Here is a 17,086-nt window from a genome sequence, read left to right as displayed (position 1 = left end):
TCCGGACCGGCCGCCGGTTGCGCTGGGGTCGTACGGCTGGTTACGAGAGGCCGGCGACGGTCTCGCGGACCTTGGCGTTGATCTCCTCGGGGATCGGCGCGTAGCCGGCCTCGGTGAGGAGCTTCTGGCCGTCCGCGGAGGCGGTGTAGGTCAGGAAGGACTTGACGGTGCCGAGGGTGTCGGCCTTGTTGCCGGTGTCGCAGACGACCTCGTAGGTGACGAGGACCAGCGGGTAGGCGCCGTCGGCCTTGGTGGTGTAGTCGAGGTCGAGCGCCAGGTCCTTGCCGGTGCCCTTGACCTTGGCGGCGGCGATGGCCTTCGAGGCGTTCTCGGAGGACGCCTTGACCGGGGCGGAGCCGCCGGTGTCGATGTCGACCGTGGAGATCTGCTGCGAGGTGGCGTAGGACAGCTCGAAGTAGCCGATGGCGCCGTCGACCTGCTTGACCTGGGTGGCGACGCCGGAGGAGCCGGACGCGGCCTGGCCGCCGGGGGCGGGCCACTTCTTCTCGGCCTCGTACTTCCAGTCCTTCGGGGCCGCGGCGCCGAGGTACTTGCCGAGGTTCTGCGTGGTGCCGGAGTCCTCGGAGCGGTGGAAGGGCTGGATCGCCTTGTCCGGCAGCTTGGCGTCGGGGTTGAGCTTGGCGATCGCCTCGTCGTTCCACTTCTTGATCTTCGTGTCGAAGATCTTGGCGAGGGTGGGGGCGTCCAGGGTCAGGCTGTCGACGCCTTCGAGGTGGAAGCCGACGGCGATCGGGCCGCCGACCATCGGGAGGTTGATGCCCTGGCCGGACTTGCAGATCTTCTTGGAGTCGGCGACCTCCTCGGGCTTCAGCGCCGAGTCGGAGCCGGCGAAGCCGACGGTGCCCTGGTTGAAGGCGACGATGCCCTCGCCGGACGAGGAGGAGTTGTAGTTGATCTCCACGCCGGAGCAGGCGGCCATGTACTCCTTGACCCAGAGGTCCATGGCGTTCTTCTGCGCGCTGGAGCCGGAGGCGCGCAGCTGGCCCTTCGCGCCGTCGCACTTGACGTTGGACGCGGCCTTCGTCTTCGCGCCGCCGGTGGCGGAGGTGTCGCCGCTGTTGTCGTCCGAACCGCACGCCGTGAGGACCAGGGCGCCGGAGACGGCGAGGGCACCGAGCGCGGTGGCACGAAGCCGGTTCTTGCGCTGAAGCTTCACTTTCGGGTGTTCCTTCCAGAAGCCGCCGCGGCTGCTTGCGGGCGGCGTGCGACGCGGGCGGTGCAGTGGCTGATCGCTGCACCCGGTAGGTCTGAAATTAGGCAGAACAGGTGACGTGGTTTACGGGGGTGAGTGAACGGGGGGTGAACCGTGAAGGGCCCTTGGGTTCCGGGCGCTACGCCTGCGGCAGTGTCTTCAGCGCCGCTGCCAGCACCTCGCGGTCGCGGGGCTGGGTCAGCGTTTCGCGGGCGGCCGTCGGGGAAAGCCACAGCACCGCGTCCACCTCGTCGTTCGGGGCGAAGGAGCCCGTCGTGGCCTCGGCGGACCAGTACGTGACCTCCTTCGGGCGGCCGTTCGCGACGTACCGCACCAGGGGCAGCACGGCCCCCGGCACACAGTGGTGGCCCGTCTCCTCCAGGACCTCGCGGACCGCCGCCTCCCGAAGGGACTCGCCGCGCTTCAGCTTGCCCTTGGGGAACGACCAGTCGTCGTAACGCGGCCGGTGTACGAGGCACAGCTCCACGCCCCCGGCGGGCGCGGGCGGCCGGCGCCACAGGACGCAGCCCGCCGCCCGCACCGTGCCGCTCACGACCGCGCCGCCCCCGTCGTCGCGTAGGGCCAGCTCGCGCGGAAGAGCGTGCGCGCCGCCTCCACCTCGTGGCGCTGGTCGGCGTGGAGCACGCCCAAGGCGTACGCGGTGGCCGGGGCGATGCGCGGGGTGCGGGCGGCCGAGGCCGCCGCGCCGGCCGCCTCCGCCGCGTCCCGGTGCAGGTCGAGGGCGTGGCCCGGGGCGGCCAGGACCGGGTCGGGGGCGCCGTGCACCACCTCGTGGGCGTAGCGGTGGAGCCGGAGGAGCAGGCGGGTCTGGTGCCAGGGCGCGTCGTGCGCCTCGTTGTACGGCTCCGCCGACTCGTCGGAGGGCAGCGCGGCGACGGCCCCGAGCAGCCGCTGCTCCGCCCGGTCCGCGGGCTCGGCGAGCAGTTCACCGGCGGGGCCGGCCGCGGCGGGCGAGAGCGGGACCTCGGAGGCGAGCAGCGCGACCGCGTCGGCCACCGCGTGGAAGCGGGCCGAGCCGAGGGCCTGGAGGGCGGCGGAGTGGGCGCGGGTCCGGGCGAGGGTGAGCTGTCGCTCCAGCAGGGCGCCGGCCCGGGCGGCGCCGACGCCGAGGACGGGGCGGCCCGTTCCCGGGGTGTCGCCGGTGCGGGCGGCCGGGAGGACGGGGTCGCCGGAGAGGCCGTGCAGGGCTTCCAGAAGCCGGGTGAGCCGGTCCGCGTACGCGTGTTCACGGGCGAGGGTGCCGGAGAGCCAGGAGAGTTCGGTGCGCAGCTGCTCCGCCCAGAGCGGGTCGAGTGCGGTGCGGAAGGTGCGCAGGGTGGCGCCGATCCGGCGGGAGGAGCGGCGCAGCGCGGTGGCGGCCTGTTCGGCGGCGCGCGATCCGGCGTCCGTGGGGGCGGTGCTCTCGCGGTGCAGGCGCAGGCTGCGCAGGAAGTCGGCGGCCTGGGTGCGCAGATAGGGGCCGAGGACCGACCCCGCGCTCACGCCGGTGATGCCGGGGGCGTGGGCCGGGGCCGCGGCCTGGGTGTGCTGGTCAGGGCGTCGCACGCCGGCGCCTCCGGGCGTCAATGAGCATTTCCTGTACGTGCCGCAGGGGTTTGCCGTCCGCGTCGACGGAGTGCCGGGTCCAGTCGCCGTCGGGGCCGAGGTGCCAGGAGGAGGTGGTGTCGGCCATGCCGGTCTCCAGGAGGCGGCTGAGCGCGGCGCGGTGGGCGGGGTCGGTGACCCGGACCAGGGCCTCGATGCGGCGGTCGAGGTTGCGGTGCATCATGTCGGCGCTGCCGAACCAGACTTCGGGTTCGCCGCCGTTGCCGAAGGCGAAGACCCGGGAGTGTTCGAGGAAGCGGCCGAGGACCGAGCGGACCCGGATGTTCTCGGAGAGGCCGGTGACGCCGGGGCGGATCGCGCAGATGCCGCGGACCCAGATGTCGACGGGGACGCCGGCCTGGGCGGCCCGGTAGCAGGCGTCGATGATCGCCTCGTCCACCATCGAGTTGACCTTGATGCGGACGTAGGCGGGGCGGCCCGCGCGGTGGTGCGTGACTTCCTTGGTGATGCGGGCGACCAGGCCGTCGCGCAGCGACTTGGGGGCGACGAGGAGGCGGCGGTAGGTCTCGCGGCGGGAGTAGCCGGAGAGCCGGTTGAAGAGGTCGGAGAGGTCGGCGCCGACCTGCGGGTCGGCGGTGAGCAGGCCGAGGTCCTCGTAGAGCCGGGCCGTCTTCGGGTGGTAGTTGCCGGTGCCGACGTGCGAGTAGCGGCGCAGGGTGTCGCCCTCCTGGCGGACGACGAGGGAGAGCTTGCAGTGGGTCTTCAGGCCGACGAGCCCGTAGACGACGTGGCAGCCCGCCTCTTCCAGCTTGCGCGCCCACTTGATGTTGGCCTGCTCGTCGAAGCGGGCCTTGATCTCGACCAGGACGAGGACCTGTTTGCCGGACTCGGCGGCGTCGATGAGGGCGTCCACTATCGGTGAGTCGCCGGAGGTCCGGTACAGGGTCTGCTTGATCGCGAGGACGTCAGGGTCGCCCGCCGCCTGTTCCAGGAACGCCTGGACGGAGGTGGAGAAGGAGTCGTACGGGTGGTGCAGCAGCACGTCCCGCTCGCGTACGGCGGCGAAGATGTCCGGCGCGGACGCGGACTCGACCTCGGCGAGGTCGCGGTGGGTGCCGGCGATGAACTTGGGGTACTTCAGCTCGGGGCGGTCCAGCGACGCTATGCCGAAGAGGCCGGTGAGGTCGAGGGGTCCGGGCAGCGGGTAGACCTCGGCGTCGGACACCTTCAGCTCGCGGACCAGCAGGTCCAGCACGTACGGGTCGATGGACTCCTCGACCTCCAGGCGGACCGGCGGGCCGAAGCGGCGCCGCATGAGTTCCTTCTCCAGGGCCTTGAGGAGGTTCTCGGCGTCGTCCTCCTCGACCTCCAGGTCCTCGTTCCTGGTGACCCGGAACATGTGGTGCGCCAGCACCTCCATCCCCGGAAACAGCTCCTCCAGGTGGGCCGCGATGACGTCCTCTATGGGGACGTAGCGCTGCGGCGACGCCTCCAGGAAGCGGGTCAGCAGCGGCGGCACCTTGACCCGGGCGAAGTGGCGGTGGCCGCTGACCGGGTTGCGTACGACGACGGCGAGGTTCAGCGAGAGGCCGGAGATGTACGGGAAGGGGTGGGCCGGGTCCACGGCGAGGGGGGTGAGGACGGGGAAGACGCGCTGCCGGAAGAAGGTGAACAGGCGGGCCTGCTCCTTGTCGGTCAGCTCCGGCCAGCGGATCAGCTGGATGCCCTCGTCGGAGAGGGCCGGGGCGACGTCCTGCTGGTAGCAGGCGGCGTGCCGGGCCATGAGTTCGCGCGAGCGGGTCCAGATCAGGTCCAGCACCTCGCGGGGCTGGAGGCCGGACGCGGACCGGGTGGCGACCCCGGTCGCGATGCGGCGCTTCAGTCCCGCGACCCGGACCATGAAGAACTCGTCCAGGTTCGACGCGAAGATCGCCAGGAAGTTGGCCCGCTCCAGGAGGGGCGTGGTCGGGTCCTCGGCCAGTTCGAGGACGCGTTCGTTGAACGCGAGCCAGCTGCGTTCGCGGTCCAGGAAGCGGCCCGCGGGCAGCTCGTCGCCGTCCACCTCGGGTTCGTAGGCGTCGGCGTCCGCGTCGATGTCGGGGTCGAAATCGGCGGCGGTGGACAGGGCCGTGCCCCTCCCGGAGGGGGCGACGGCGTGCGGCCGGTGTGCGGCGAGGGCGCCGACGGACGGCTGGGCGGCGGGCTGGACCGGGACCTCGGAGCTGGGCTGCTGGCTCATGGATCCATTGTTCCGCCCGGAGCGCTTTGTAGGCGCGTCGGAGGTGGACGAGATCCCGGAAGCGGCGCGGTCGGGGCGCGTTCTGCCGGTATTTCGCCCGTTGCGGGGGGTCGGCACAGCTGGCTGCATCCTGAGAGGGTCGCAAGGCCGTCTGAATGCGTGGTTACGACGACATGACGCGCGGGAAGCGGTGAGTGGCCGTGTGTGGGGTTCCGTCCGGGGCCGGGGCCCCGGACGGGTTTGGGATCGCCTCAGGCGTGGTAGCGCCGCAGGACCCGGAAGGCGAGGGCGGTGACGGCTGCGGCGAGGGTGAGGAGGATGGCGGTTTCCATGAGCTGGAGGGGCCAGAAATGGGAGACGGGGTGGTGGTCGACGTAGTAGCCGGTGACGCCGCGGTCCGCGAGACAGCGGTCGGCCTTGGCGCCCGCGGCCCAGCAGGTGTCGACCGGCAGTCGGGCGCCGTCGCCGGTGAGCCGGCCGGTCTCGACGAGCCACGCGTCGTCGGGCGTCTGGGGCGGGACCGAGCCGGTGCTGGTCCGCGTGCTCAGCGGCCACAGTCCGCTGCGTACCCGGTTCAGCGCCACGGCCACCGCGGCGGTGGCGAGCAAGGCCACGCCCATGGCGGGCACGGTGCGGCGCGTCAGCAGTCCGGCGAGCGCCCCGAGGGCGAGCCCGAGCAGGGCGTACCCCACGGGCGCGGTTCCCAGCGCGCCGAAGGAGGTGTTGCCGAACCAGTGGACCGAGTACAGCCCCTCCGACCGCGCCCATGCCCAGGCGAAGACGGCGGACAGGACGGACACCCCCGCGACCAGCAGTGCGGCCGGAACCGCGAGCCTGGCCAGGAGCCAGTGGACGGGGGACACCGACTGCGTCCAGGAGAGCTTGTACGTACCGCTCTCGAACTCCTTGCCGATCATCGGGCCCGCGACGAACGCGGCGACGAGTCCGGGCAGGACGGTCAGGCAGAGCCCCGCGTAGCCGAGCACCGTCTGCCGGACCGACAGGGCGAGGTCGAACTTCTGCAACCGGTCGTCACAGGCGCGGTCGGTCACCAGCGACGTGCAGGGGCTCGCCTCGAACGCGTCGTTGACGTGGCCGGCCCACAGGGTGATGCCCACGACGACGGCGATCCAGATCAGGGCGAGGGCGCCCGTGCACCACAGGGCCCACCGGTGCTGGCGTACGAGGATGCGGGCACCGGCGCCCAGGGCGGGGCCGGGACGGGCCGTACGCGGCGTGGCGGGTGCGATGTCGGCCGGCGCGCTCATGCCGCCACCGCCTCGCGGGTCGTCGCGCTCGGGGTGAGCAGCGCGGGGGCTTCCGGGGAGCGGAGGTGCGCGAGCAGTAGCTCCTCCAAGGTGGGTTCGGAGCGGGTCCAGGTCGCGTCCACCGGGCCCTCCGGGCGGACCAGGGCGGTCAGGGTGCGGCCCGTCGTGCGGGATTCGACCACCGTGTGCGGGGCCAGGTCGCGGACCGGGCCCGTGAGGACGGCGTGGGCGGCGATGAGGTCGTCCGTCTCGCCGCCGAGGCGGACGTGGCCGCCGTCGATCAGGAGGAGGTGGTCGCAGGCGCCCTCCAGCTCGGTGAGGATGTGCGAGGACATCACGATGGTCGTCCGGTGCTCGGCGGCCTCGGCCATCAGGACGCCCATCAGCTGGTGGCGGGCGAGGGGGTCGAGGTCGGCCATCGGCTCGTCCAGGAGCAGGAGTTCGGCCCGCTTGCCCAGCGCCAGGGCGAGGGCGAGACGGCTGCGCTGCCCGCCGGAGAGGTCCCGGACCTTCGCGTCCGACGGCAGCGGTTCGGCGATGCGCGCCGCCGCCTCCCGGTCCCAGCCGTCCGGGTTCAGCTCCGCACCCGCCCACAGTGTTTCGGAGACCGTCAACTGCGGGTAGAGCGGCTTGTCCTGGGCCACGTACGCCATCCGGGCGCGCGTCTCGCCGGGTGCCGCGCCCAGGACCCGCAGCGTTCCCTCGGCCGGGCGGAGGAAACCCGCAGCCAGGGCGAGCAGCGTGGACTTGCCGGCGCCGTTGGGCCCGACGAGCGCGCAGACGGCGCCGGCGGGCAGCCGGAACGTGCAGTCCCGCAGCGCCCAGCCGCCCCCGCGGCCCCTGTACCTCATGCCGAGCCCCTCGGCCTCCAGCGCGGTACCTGTCATCGGTCCTGGCCCCCTCGAATGTGCTGTCCAGTACGGCGGTGAAGAGCGCGCTCACGTCGTCGCGTTCGAGTCCTGCCGCCCGCGCCCGGCCCGCCCAGGCGGCGAGTTCGGCGCGCAGCGGGGAGTCGTCGGCGGCCGCCGCGCCGCCGAGCGTTCCGGTGACGAAGGTGCCGAGGCCGCGACGGCCCTCGACCAGCCCTTCGCGTTCCAGCTCGCGGTACGCCTTGAGCACGGTGTTCGGGTTGATCGCGGTCGCCTCGACCACCTCTCGTGCGGTGGGCAGCCGGTCGCCCGGCTCCAGCAGGCCCAGGCGCAGCGCCTGTTTGGTCTGCTGGACGATCTGGAGGTACGTGGCGACGCCGCTGCGCCGGTCGATGCGGAACTCGACTGCCGCGGGCTCTGCCATCTTCACCCTTTCACTAATTGAGTAGTGAAAGGGTGGCGTAAGGAAGGGGCGGCGTCAAGCGTCGCCGCCCCTGAATGAGTTGAGGGGAGGTCAGGACTCCGTGCGGTACATCAGGTCGACCTCGTGCGTCGTGAAGCCCATCCGCTCGTACACGGCGAGCGCCGCCGGGTTGTCCGCGTCCACGTAGAGCATCGCGGTCGGCAGGCCCTCCGCCGCCAAGTGGTGCAGGCCGATCGCGGTGAGGGCCTTGCCGAGGCCGCCGCCCTGCGCGTCGGGCCTGATGCCGACCACGTACACCTCGCCGAGCTGCTCCTCGGCGTGCACCTTCGTCCAGTGGAAGCCGATCAGCTCCGTGGCGCCCGTGCCGTCCTCGCGCTCGGCCAGGAAGAAGCCCTTCGGGTCGAACCAGGACTCGGCCTTGCGGTCGTCCAGGTCGCGCTGGGTCAGCGAGCCCTGCTCCGGGTGGTGGGCGAAGGCCGCGCGGTTCACCGCGAGCCAGGCGGCGTCGTCCTCGCCCGGGACGAAGGTGCGCACGGTGACGCCCGGCGGGAGGACCGGCTCCGCGAGGTCCAGCGGGTTCAACGGGCGGCGCAGCTGGCGCAGTTCCCGGAACAGGGAGAGGCCGAGGACCTGGGCGAGGTGGCGCGCCGCGGCCTTCCCGCCGTGCGCCCAGACCCGCAGCCGCTTCCCGGTGGCGGCGAGCAGGGCGGCCCCGAGCGCGCGGCCGTGGCCGTGGCCCCGGTGCGCGGGGTGCACGACCAGCTCGGCGGCCGGTGCCTCCACGGGGTCGGTGTCCTCCAGCTGCGCGTATCCGGCGAGCACGCCTCCGGCGGACAGCAGGAAGTGCCGTACGCCTTCCCGCTGTCCGCCCCGCAGTTGCAGACGGCCCTGCTCCGACACGGCCTGCCGGCCGTCGGACCGCGCGGCCTCGGCGAGCAGGTCGAGCACGGCCGCGGCCTGGTCGGGGGAGAGGGTGTCGAGCGTCTGGATCTCGCGTCCGGGGGCGGGGAGGGGTGCGTCAGTCGTCATGCGTACGAGCGTAAGCGCCGCGGGCGCGCACCGGTTGGCAACCACTTCGTAACCCCGTACACCTGTCGCGCTACGCGCGTTGACTCTAGGCTGCGGCTCGTACTTCACCCGCTGAACTCACAAGGGGACCGATGTCAGCGACACCGCAGAAGAACCGGGCGTCACGGCGGGTGCTCGCCGCCGCGGCCGGTCTCGCCACCGTGGGCGCGCTCGTCGCCGCCATGCCGGCCGGCGCCCACGGGCGCGGCCATGGGCACGGCGGCGACCACGGCCACGGGCACCACACGCCGGCCCGGACCGTCGACGTACAGCTGCTGTCCTTCAACGACCTGCACGGCAACCTGGAGCCGCCGGCCGGCTCGGCCGGTACGGTCACCGAGACGCAGGCCGACGGCACGACGAAGGCGATTCCGGCCGGTGGCGTCGAGTACCTCGCCTCCTCGCTGCGTACCGCCCGCAAGGGCCACCCGTACTCGATCACCGCGGCCGGCGGCGACATGGTCGGCGCGAGCCCGCTGCTGTCGGGGCTCTTCCACGACGAGCCGACCATCGAGGCGCTGAACAAGATCGACCTCGATGTGACGAGCGTCGGCAACCACGAGTTCGACGAGGGCGCGACCGAGCTGGCGCGTCTTCAGAACGGCGGCTGCCACCCGGTCGAGGGGTGCTACGAGAAGGGCAAGAAGTTCCCGGGCGCAGACTTCCCGTACCTCGCGGCCAATGTGACGAGCGAGAAGACCGGGAAGCCCATCCTCAAGCCGTACACCGTATGGAAGAAGAACGGCGTCAAGATCGGCTTCATCGGGGTGACCCTGGAGGGCACGCCGAACATCGTGACGGCCAACGGCGTCAAGGGGCTCAAGTTCCACGACGAGGTCGAGACGATCAACAAGTACGCCAAGGAGCTGGACCGCCAGGGCGTGAAGTCGATCGTCGCGCTCATCCACGAGGGCGGCCTGCCCGCCTCCGCCTCGTACAACTACGACTGCGACAGCCCGGGCGCCGGTGACGGCATCTCCGGGCCGATCACGGACATCGCCAAGGGCATCACGCCGAAGGTGGACGCCCTGGTCACGGGCCACACCCACCAGGCGTACGTCTGCACCATCCCGGACCCCGCGGGCAACCCGCGCCTGGTCACCTCGGCGGCCTCCTTCGGCCGGCTGTACACGGACACGACGCTGACGTACGACCGCCGCACCGGCGACATCGTGCGCACGGCGGTGAAGGGCAGCGGCAAGCACGGCTCGAAGCACCACGGGTCGCAGCCGTCCAACCCCGTCTCCGCGAACCACCTGGTCAGCCGTGACCAGAAGCCCGCCAAGGACATGACGGACCTGATCGCCCGCTGGAACACGCTCGCGGCCCCGATCTCGAACCGGCCGCAGGGCTACATCTCCGCCGACATCAACGGGCGCGGCTCCACCGCCCCGGAGAAGCCGCTCGGTGACCTGATCGCCGACGCGCAGCTGGAGGGCCTGGCCCCGGCGGACAAGGGCGGGGCGGTCGTCGCCTTCATGAACCCGGGCGGCATCCGCGCGGACCTGGTCTACAAGGCGTCCGGCAGCGAGGGCGACGGCGTCGTCACCTACGGCGAGTCGTTCACCGTGCAGCCGTTCACCAACATGATGAATGTGGTGGACCTGACCGGCGCCCAGCTGATCAGCGCGCTCCAGCAGCAGGTCAGCGGCTCCAACGAGGCCAGCCCGAAGATCCTCCAGGTCTCCAAGGGCCTCACCTACACGCTGGACATGACCAAGTCCGGCGCGGACCGCGTCGTCACGGACACGATCAAGCTGAACGGTGAGGCGATCGACCCGGCCAAGACGTACCGCGTCGCGATGAACGAGTTCCTGGCGGGCGGCGGCGACGGCTTCGCGGCGCTCGGCGAGGGCACCAACAAGCTGGTCGGCGCCTCCGACCTGGACCTGTTCAACGCCTACCTGGCCGCACACTCCACGGCCTCGTCCCCGCTGGCCCCGCCGGCGACGGACCGGATCACGGTCGTGCAGTAGGAACAACAGCGCAGCACAAGGGGAGGGGCTGCGGACCGGTTCGGCCGGTCCGCAGCCCCTCCCCCCTTTTTCTGCCTACGCGGTTGCTCAGGCCGGCGGCGGCTGCGGGGCCCCCGGAAGGTTGATCACCGCCTCCGTGCCACCGCCCTCGGCCGGGGTGAGGGCGATGTCGCCGCCCGACTGCTGGACCGTACGGGCCACGATCGACAGGCCGAGGCCCGAGCCCGGGAGCTGGCGGGCCGACGGGGAGCGCCAGAAGCGTTCGAAGACGTGGGGGAGTTCGTCGGCGGGGATGCCGGGGCCGTGGTCCCGGACCGTGAGGCGGCCCCGGTGCAGCACCACGTCGATCGTGCCGTGCGACGGGCTGAACTTCACCGCGTTGTCCAGGACGTTGACGATCGCCCGTTCGAGGGCGGCCGGTTCGGCGCGTACGTACCAGGGGGCCAGGTCCTCGGTGATCGTCAGCTCCGGGCCGCGCAGCCGGGCGCGGCGGAGGGCGGCCCGGGTGATGTCGTGCAGGGCCACCACCTGGAGCGGGCCCGGCTGCGCGGCGTCCGGGCGGGCCAGTTCCTGGAGGTCGCCGATGAGCGCGGCCAGCTCCGTCATCTGCGCCTTCACCGAGGACATCAGGGCCCTGCGGTCGTCCGGCGGGATCGCCCGGCCGGTCTCGTCGCTGCGGGCCAGCAGCTCCACGTTGGTCCGCAGCGAGGTGAGCGGGGTGCGCAGCTCGTGGCCCGCGTCCGCGATGAGCTGGGCCTGCCGGTCGCGGGAGGTCGCCAGGGACGCGGTCATCGAGTTGAACGACCGGGACAGCCGGGCGATCTCGTCCTCGCCCTCGACGGGGATGCGGACGGTCAGGTCCTCGGTCCTGGCGACATGCTCGACGGCCTCGGTGAGTTCGTCCACGGGACGCAGACCGGACCGGGCGACCCAGAGCCCGGCGGCTCCGGCGCCGATGACGCCGATGCCGCCGACGAGGGCGAGGACCCAGGCCAGGGTGGAGAGCGGTGAGTCGATCTCGCTCATCGGCCGGGCCACGGAGATGGCGAGCTGATTGCCCGCCGCTCCCGCGCCGACCACGGGCAGCTTGCGGGTGTAGACCCGCATCTCCTTGCCGTCCTCGTTCTCGGTCGTGTGCAGCGTCTCCCGCTGCTGCCCGGCCGCCACCGCGACGTCGTCGCGCTGTACGGGGATGGGGGTGCTGTCCGGCGCGGGGCAGTAGGTGCCGTCCGCCGCCACCAGCTGCACGGTGTATTGGCTGGGGAACGGCTGATCGGGCAGCTTCCTGCCGGCCAGACACGCGTTCAGCAGGCTGTTCGTCTGGTCGGTGTCCAGCTTGGCGCTGCGCAGCGAGTCGTCCAGCTGCCCCTCCAACTGCTCCCGCGTCACGAACCAGCACGCCACCGCCACCGCCGCCACCGCCACCGCGACCGCCGTCGCGACCAGCAGGGCGAGGCGGGAGCGGAGCGGCAGCGCGCGGAAGCGCCGCACCGGGCCCGTCATCCGTCGCCCCCGCCGGAGCGGAGCGCGTATCCCACACCGCGCACGGTGTGCACGAGGCGCGGTTCGCCGCCGGCCTCCGTCTTGCGGCGCAGGTACATCACGTACACGTCCAGGGAGTTGGAGCTCGGCTCGAAGTCGAAGCCCCACACCGCCTTCAGGATCTGCTCGCGGGTCAGCACCTGGCGCGGGTGCGCGAGGAACATCTCCAGGAGCGTGAATTCGGTACGGGTCAGCTCCACGCGCCGGTCGCCGCGCATGACCTCGCGGGTCGACAGGTCCATGCGCAGGTCGGCGAAGGAGAGCACGTTGTCGTCGGGGACGGGGCCGCCCGAGGCCGTCGCGTACGAGCTGCGGCGCAGCAGCGCGCGGATGCGGGCGAACAGCTCGTCCAGTTCGAACGGTTTGACCAGGTAGTCGTCGGCGCCCGCGTCGAGTCCGGTGACGCGGTCGCCGACGGTGTCCCGGGCCGTGAGCATCAGGATGGGCGTGGTGGCGCCCGTGGCGCGGATGCGGCGGGCGGCGGTCAGGCCGTCCATGCGGGGCATCTGGATGTCCAGGACGATGAGGTCGGGGGCGTACGACTCCGCCTTGGCGAGGGCGTCGAGGCCGTCGACGGCGACCTCGGTGCCGTATCCCTCGAAGGCGAGGCTGCGTTGCAGGGCCTCGCGCACGGCGGGCTCGTCGTCGACGATCAGGATGCGCTGCGAATCGTCTTCGGCGGGGCTCATCGCTGTCTCGTCCTCTTCTCGGTCGTACGGGCCGGAGCGCTGAGGCCCCAGTTTCTCAGCCCCCGTACGGTCAGGAGCCGTTCCCGGCCCGCAGGGTGTCGAGGTCGGCCTTCAGGGTGTTCACCGGGATGGCGAAGCCGAGGCCCACGCTGCCCGCGCCGGAGCTGCCCTGGCCGGCGGCGGAGCTCGCCGAGTACATCGCGGAGTTGATGCCGATGATCTCGCCGTTCATGTTGATCAGCGCACCCCCGGAGTTGCCCGGGTTGAGCGAGGCGTCGGTCTGGATGGCCTTGTACGTGGTGGTGGACTCGCCGGTGTCGCCGTTGAACTGCTGTCCGCCGAACTCGAAGGGCCACTGCCGCCCGCCGCCCTGCTGCTCCTGGCCCTGACCCTGGCTCTGCCCGTTGCCGCCCTCCTTGGCGACCGTGACGTCGCGGTCGAGGGCGGAGACGATGCCGCTGGTGACGGTGCCGGTCAGGCCCTCGGGCGAGCCGATCGCGACGACCTCGTCGCCGACGGCGACCTGCGAGGAGTCGCCGAGCGTGGCCGTCTTCAGACCGCTCGCGCCCTGGAGCTTGATCAGCGCGAGGTCCTTGTCGGGGTCGGTGCCGACGACGTCCGCGGTGTACGTCTTGCCGGTGCTGAGGGTGACCTTGATCTGGGACGCGTCCGCGATGACGTGGTTGTTGGTGACGATCTCGCCGTCCGAGGTGATGACCACGCCCGAACCGGTGGACTGGCCGGCCGTCGAGGTCGCGCCGATCTCCACGATGGTGGGCGAGAGGGCCTTGGCCACACCGGACACCGTGCCCTTGTCGCTCTGCGAGACGGTGGTGCCCGGGACGACGCCGCTCCCGGCGGCCGTGGTGGCGGGGTCGTCCGCGAGCCTGCCGATCACCGTGGCGGTGCCGCCGCCGATGACCGCCGCGGCGATGGCCACCGCCGCGACGAGCGCGACCGGCTTGCGGGCCCGGCGCCGGGGCGTGGGCGGCTCGGGGCGGGGCCCGTCGGGTCCGGGAAGGCCGGGGGGACCGGGGGGCCGGGCTGGTATGACGGCGGCGGCGGGTAGGCCGCTTCGCCGTTGCCGTACGAGGGGTACATCGGGTACTCGCCGCTCGGGCGCTGGCTCTCTGTCATGTCTATGAGCCTGTCCGGCCAAGATGAGAGGAGCGTGAGGGCGCCCTGAGAAGCCCGGCAGAACCGCGTATGCCCGATATAAAGCCCGGGGCCCCGGCAGGGGGCCCGGGGCTCAGGCGGACGCCGGCGGCTCTCCGCAGCCGCACGAGCGGCGGACCACCAGCGCCGAGGGGAACTGCTTCAGCCGCTCCCGCCGCGACCCCGACACCCGCAGCGAGTCGTCGAGCACCAGGTCCACCGCCGCCCGCGCCATCGCCGGGCGGTCCGAGGAGACCGTGGTGAGCGGCGGATCGGTCAGCCCGGCCTCCTTGACGTCGTCGAATCCGGCGACGGCCAGCTCGCCCGGCACGTCGATGCGCAGCTCGCGGGCGGCCCGCAGCACGCCGATCGCCTGGTCGTCCGTGGCACAGAAGATGGCCGGCGGCCTGTCCGGCCCGGAGAGCAGTTCCAGGGCCACCTGATAGGCGTCGTAGCGGTTGTACGGGGCCTGGAAGAGCCGGCCCTCCGTCGAGCGGCCCGACTCGTGCATCGCGCGCCGCCACCCCTCGACGTGGTCGGCGACCGGGTCGCCGACGGACGGGGTCTCCTCGGTGCCGCCGAGGCAGGCCACGTACGCGTTGCCGTGTTCGAGGAGGTGGCGGGTGGCGAGCTGGGCGCCGCCGATGTCGTCCGTGACGACCGCGACGTCGTCGATGGCCTCGGGCCGCTCGTGGAGCAGCACGACCCGGGCGTCCCACGCCTCTATCTCGGCCGCCGCGCGCTCGCTGGGGCCCTGGCTGACCAGGATGAGACCGGAGACGCGCATGCCGAGGAAGGCCCGCAGATAGTGGACCTCGCGCTCGTCGCGGTAGTCGGAGTTGCCGACGAGGACCATTTTCCCGCGCTCGGCGGCGGCCTGTTCGACCGCGTGCGCCATCTCCGCGAAGAACGGCTGCCGGGCGTCGGGCACGATCATCCCTATGAGATCGGTCCGCCGCGAGGCCATGGCCTGGGCGACCCGGTCGGGCCGGTAGCCCAGCTCCTTGATCGCGGCGAGCACCCGCTCGCGCGTGGCCGGGGCGACCGGCCGGGGTCCGTTGTTGATGACGTAACTGACCACTGCGGTCGACGTCCCCGCCAGTCTCGCCACATCGTCCCGCGTCACCTTGGCCACGCGCGGCAGTCTACGCGGATGGAACTACCTCTTGGCAGGCCGGACCGGGGCTTCTTCCGTGACCTCGGCGACGGCCGGCTGCTCCGAACGGGTGACACCCCGCTGGGCCGCCTTGGCCTCCTCGGCCGCCCGCTCGACCTTCTCGGGGGCGACGAAGCGGTAGCCCACGTTCCGCACGGTTCCGATCAGGGACTCGTGCTCCGGGCCGAGCTTGGCGCGCAGCCGCCGTACGTGCACGTCGACCGTGCGCGTACCGCCGAAGTAGTCGTAGCCCCAGACCTCCTGGAGCAGCTGGGCGCGGGTGAAGACCCGGCCCGGGTGCTGCGCCAGGTACTTCAGCAGTTCGAATTCCTTGAAGGTGAGGTCGAGGACGCGGCCCTTCAGCTTCGCGCTGTACGTCGCCTCGTCGACGGAGAGATCGCCGTTGCGGATCTCCATCGGGGAGTCGTCGGCGGTGATCTGCTGGCGGCCGGTCGCCAGCCGCAGCCGGGCCTCGACCTCGGCGGGGCCCGCGGTGTCCAGCAGGACGTCGTCGATGCCCCAGTCGGCGGTGACGGCCGCGAGGCCGCCCTCCGTGACGACGAGGATCAGCGGACAGCCGGGCCCGGTGGACCGCAGCAGCTGGCAGAGCGAGCGGACCTGCGGGAGGTCGCGGCGCCCGTCCACGAGGATGACGTCGGCCCCCGGGGTGTCCACGAGCGCGGGGCCCTCGGCGGGCGCGACACGCACGCTGTGGAGCAGGAGACCGAGGGCGGGAAGCACCTCCGTCGACGGCTGGAGGGCATTCGTGAGGAGCAGCAGAGAGCTCATCGCCGCCCACCTGCCCGGTTCGTCGGTCGTTGATGGTGCGTGGTCGGCTCGCCCATGACGTTCGGTCCTCCTCGTTCCCTGCGAGAGGGGCACTCCCGGGCGGTGCCCGGGGGAGTATGCGGCTCTGCTTCGTACGGTTCCGCTGAGCTTGTCGAAACGTCGTCGTAACAACGTCCGGAAAGCACAAAAGGATCCGGGGGCTTCTCTGCCCGGATCCTCTTCACAGGAGAATAACCCACATGAGTTCTGTGTCAGAGGGGAGAATTCCGGATTTCGCTGTTCGCTCGGTCACGCGGGTGCCCCTGAGGGCCGCGTTGCGGGCGGATGACGGGACCTGGATCGAGGCGGTGTACGACCCGTGTACGGGGGATGACGGCGGGGAAACGGCGATCGTCGTCGCGCACGGATTCACCGGTTCGGTGGACCGCCCGGCGGTGCGGAGGGCGGTACGCGCGTTCTCCCGGTACGCGCCGGTGGTGACGTTCTCCTTCCGGGGTCACGGCAGGTCCGGGGGGTTCTCCACGGTCGGCGACCGCGAGGTGCTGGACCTGGCGGCGGCGGTCGCCTGGGCGCGCTCGCTGGGGCACCGGCGCGTGGTGACCGTCGGCTTCTCGATGGGCGGCTCGGTGGTGCTGCGGCACGGGGCGCTGTACGCCTCCCCGGGGGCGGCCGACGGGGACGGCGGCGCGGACCGGGACGTTGCGGAGCGCGTGGGGCGCGTGGGGGCGCGTTCGGGGGCGCACGCGGATGCGGTGGTGTCCGTGAGCGCCCCCGCGCGCTGGTACTACCGGGGGACGGCTCCGATGCGCCGCCTGCACTGGATGGTGACCCGGCCCGCCGGACGGCTCGTCGGGCGCTACGGCTTCCGCACGCGCATCCACCGCGAGGCGTGGGACCCGGTCCCGCTCTCCCCGGTGGCGGCCGCCGCTCTCGTCGCCCCGGCCCCGCTGCTGATCGTGCACGGCGACCGGGACCCGTACTTCCCGCTCGACCACCCCCGTATGCTCGCCGCCGCCGCGGGCGACGCGGCGGAGCTGTGGCTGGAGCGCGGAATGGGGCACGCGGAGAACGCGGCCGACGAGAGCTTGCTCACCCGCATCGCCGACTGGGTGGCGCGACGGTGAACCATGAT

13 protein-coding genes and 2 pseudogenes are annotated in these 17,086 nt (G+C 72.3%); 2 read left to right on the top strand and 13 right to left on the bottom strand.

The window, feature by feature from the left end; all coding sequences use genetic code 11:
- Positions 1 to 40 precede the first annotated feature (40 nt).
- The 8 genes and pseudogenes from pstS to mshD all read right to left on the bottom strand — a co-directional run bounded on the left by pstS (position 41) and on the right by mshD (position 8,608).
- On the bottom strand, positions 41 to 1,177 hold the full coding sequence (gene pstS, locus NEH16_RS14710; protein WP_073964807.1) for a phosphate ABC transporter substrate-binding protein PstS: 1,137 nt from the start codon (positions 1,175 to 1,177) through the stop codon (positions 41 to 43).
- A 175-nt stretch (positions 1,178 to 1,352) separates the two neighbouring features.
- Entirely contained in the window at positions 1,353 to 1,766 is a 414-nt protein-coding gene (locus tag NEH16_RS14705) for an NUDIX hydrolase (RefSeq protein ID WP_073964806.1), read from the bottom strand.
- A complete protein-coding gene (locus tag NEH16_RS14700; RefSeq protein WP_265542759.1) occupies positions 1,763 to 2,800 on the bottom strand; it encodes a CHAD domain-containing protein in 1,038 nt (345 codons plus the stop codon). The genes NEH16_RS14705 and NEH16_RS14700 overlap by 4 nt, the downstream gene beginning before the upstream one ends.
- The gene (locus tag NEH16_RS14695) at positions 2,766 to 5,018 is read right to left on the bottom strand and encodes an RNA degradosome polyphosphate kinase (RefSeq protein WP_073964804.1); all 2,253 of its coding nucleotides are present in this window, start codon (positions 5,016 to 5,018) and stop codon (positions 2,766 to 2,768) included. The genes NEH16_RS14700 and NEH16_RS14695 overlap by 35 nt, the downstream gene beginning before the upstream one ends.
- Before the next feature lie 251 nt (positions 5,019 to 5,269).
- Positions 5,270 to 6,286, bottom strand: coding sequence for a hypothetical protein (locus tag NEH16_RS14690; RefSeq protein ID WP_265547499.1), 1,017 nt, complete (start codon positions 6,284 to 6,286; stop codon positions 5,270 to 5,272).
- Complete coding sequence (locus NEH16_RS14685; protein ID WP_265542757.1) at positions 6,283 to 7,173, bottom strand: ABC transporter ATP-binding protein; 891 nt, start codon at positions 7,171 to 7,173, stop codon at positions 6,283 to 6,285. The genes NEH16_RS14690 and NEH16_RS14685 overlap by 4 nt, the downstream gene beginning before the upstream one ends.
- 10 nt (positions 7,174 to 7,183) lie before the next feature.
- A pseudogene (locus tag NEH16_RS14680) lies at positions 7,184 to 7,579 on the bottom strand (GntR family transcriptional regulator); the annotation flags it as partial.
- 90 nt (positions 7,580 to 7,669) lie between these two features.
- Positions 7,670 to 8,608: a mycothiol synthase gene (gene mshD / locus NEH16_RS14675; RefSeq protein ID WP_265542754.1), complete on the bottom strand. Its 939-nt coding sequence runs from the start codon at positions 8,606 to 8,608 to the stop codon at positions 7,670 to 7,672.
- Positions 8,609 to 8,739: 131 nt separating this feature from the next.
- Between mshD and NEH16_RS14670 the strand changes: the two genes are divergently transcribed.
- Entirely contained in the window at positions 8,740 to 10,623 is a 1,884-nt protein-coding gene (locus NEH16_RS14670) for a bifunctional metallophosphatase/5'-nucleotidase (RefSeq protein WP_265542752.1), read from the top strand.
- A gap of 87 nt (positions 10,624 to 10,710) precedes the next feature.
- On the opposite strand, the gene NEH16_RS14665 is transcribed toward NEH16_RS14670, so the two are convergent.
- The 5 genes and pseudogenes from NEH16_RS14665 to NEH16_RS14645 form a co-directional block, all read right to left on the bottom strand.
- Positions 10,711 to 12,126: a sensor histidine kinase gene (locus NEH16_RS14665; RefSeq protein ID WP_265542750.1), complete on the bottom strand. Its 1,416-nt coding sequence runs from the start codon at positions 12,124 to 12,126 to the stop codon at positions 10,711 to 10,713.
- The gene (locus tag NEH16_RS14660) at positions 12,123 to 12,854 is read right to left on the bottom strand and encodes a response regulator transcription factor (protein ID WP_265542748.1); all 732 of its coding nucleotides are present in this window, start codon (positions 12,852 to 12,854) and stop codon (positions 12,123 to 12,125) included. Before NEH16_RS14660 ends, NEH16_RS14665 begins: the two co-directional genes overlap by 4 nt.
- Positions 12,855 to 12,924: 70 nt before the next feature.
- Positions 12,925 to 13,991, bottom strand: a pseudogene (locus NEH16_RS33575) (S1C family serine protease).
- Between the two features lie 112 nt (positions 13,992 to 14,103).
- On the bottom strand, positions 14,104 to 15,144 hold the full coding sequence (locus NEH16_RS14650) for a LacI family DNA-binding transcriptional regulator (protein ID WP_073964795.1): 1,041 nt from the start codon (positions 15,142 to 15,144) through the stop codon (positions 14,104 to 14,106).
- Positions 15,145 to 15,168: 24 nt separating this feature from the next.
- Entirely contained in the window at positions 15,169 to 15,954 is a 786-nt protein-coding gene (locus tag NEH16_RS14645; protein ID WP_265542746.1) for a response regulator transcription factor, read from the bottom strand.
- A 239-nt stretch (positions 15,955 to 16,193) separates the two neighbouring features.
- On the opposite strand from NEH16_RS14645, the gene NEH16_RS14640 reads away from it, so the two are divergent.
- The gene (locus NEH16_RS14640) at positions 16,194 to 17,078 is read left to right on the top strand and encodes an alpha/beta hydrolase family protein (RefSeq protein WP_374215654.1); all 885 of its coding nucleotides are present in this window, start codon (positions 16,194 to 16,196) and stop codon (positions 17,076 to 17,078) included.
- The last annotated feature ends 8 nt before the right edge of the window (positions 17,079 to 17,086 follow it).

Origin of the sequence: Streptomyces drozdowiczii (genome assembly GCF_026167665.1) — a bacterium.
Classification (GTDB): Bacteria; Actinomycetota; Actinomycetes; order Streptomycetales; family Streptomycetaceae; genus Streptomyces; species Streptomyces drozdowiczii_A.
The sequence above is the reverse complement of the archived record's forward strand: the minus strand, read 5'-3'. Positions and strand labels throughout refer to the sequence as shown.

Coding starts and splice junctions, on each gene's coding strand:
- NEH16_RS14640 (WP_374215654.1), top strand. CDS start 16,194: ATGAGTTCTGTGTCAGAGGGGAGAATTCCGGATTTCGCTGTTCGCTCG.
- NEH16_RS14665 (WP_265542750.1), bottom strand. CDS start 12,126: ATGACGGGCCCGGTGCGGCGCTTCCGCGCGCTGCCGCTCCGCTCCCGC.
- NEH16_RS14690 (WP_265547499.1), bottom strand. CDS start 6,286: ATGAGCGCGCCGGCCGACATCGCACCCGCCACGCCGCGTACGGCCCGT.
- NEH16_RS14670 (WP_265542752.1), top strand. CDS start 8,740: ATGTCAGCGACACCGCAGAAGAACCGGGCGTCACGGCGGGTGCTCGCC.
- NEH16_RS14645 (WP_265542746.1), bottom strand. CDS start 15,954: ATGAGCTCTCTGCTGCTCCTCACGAATGCCCTCCAGCCGTCGACGGAG.
- NEH16_RS14685 (WP_265542757.1), bottom strand. CDS start 7,173: ATGACAGGTACCGCGCTGGAGGCCGAGGGGCTCGGCATGAGGTACAGG.
- NEH16_RS14660 (WP_265542748.1), bottom strand. CDS start 12,854: ATGAGCCCCGCCGAAGACGATTCGCAGCGCATCCTGATCGTCGACGAC.
- NEH16_RS14695 (WP_073964804.1), bottom strand. CDS start 5,018: ATGAGCCAGCAGCCCAGCTCCGAGGTCCCGGTCCAGCCCGCCGCCCAG.
- mshD (WP_265542754.1), bottom strand. CDS start 8,608: ATGACGACTGACGCACCCCTCCCCGCCCCCGGACGCGAGATCCAGACG.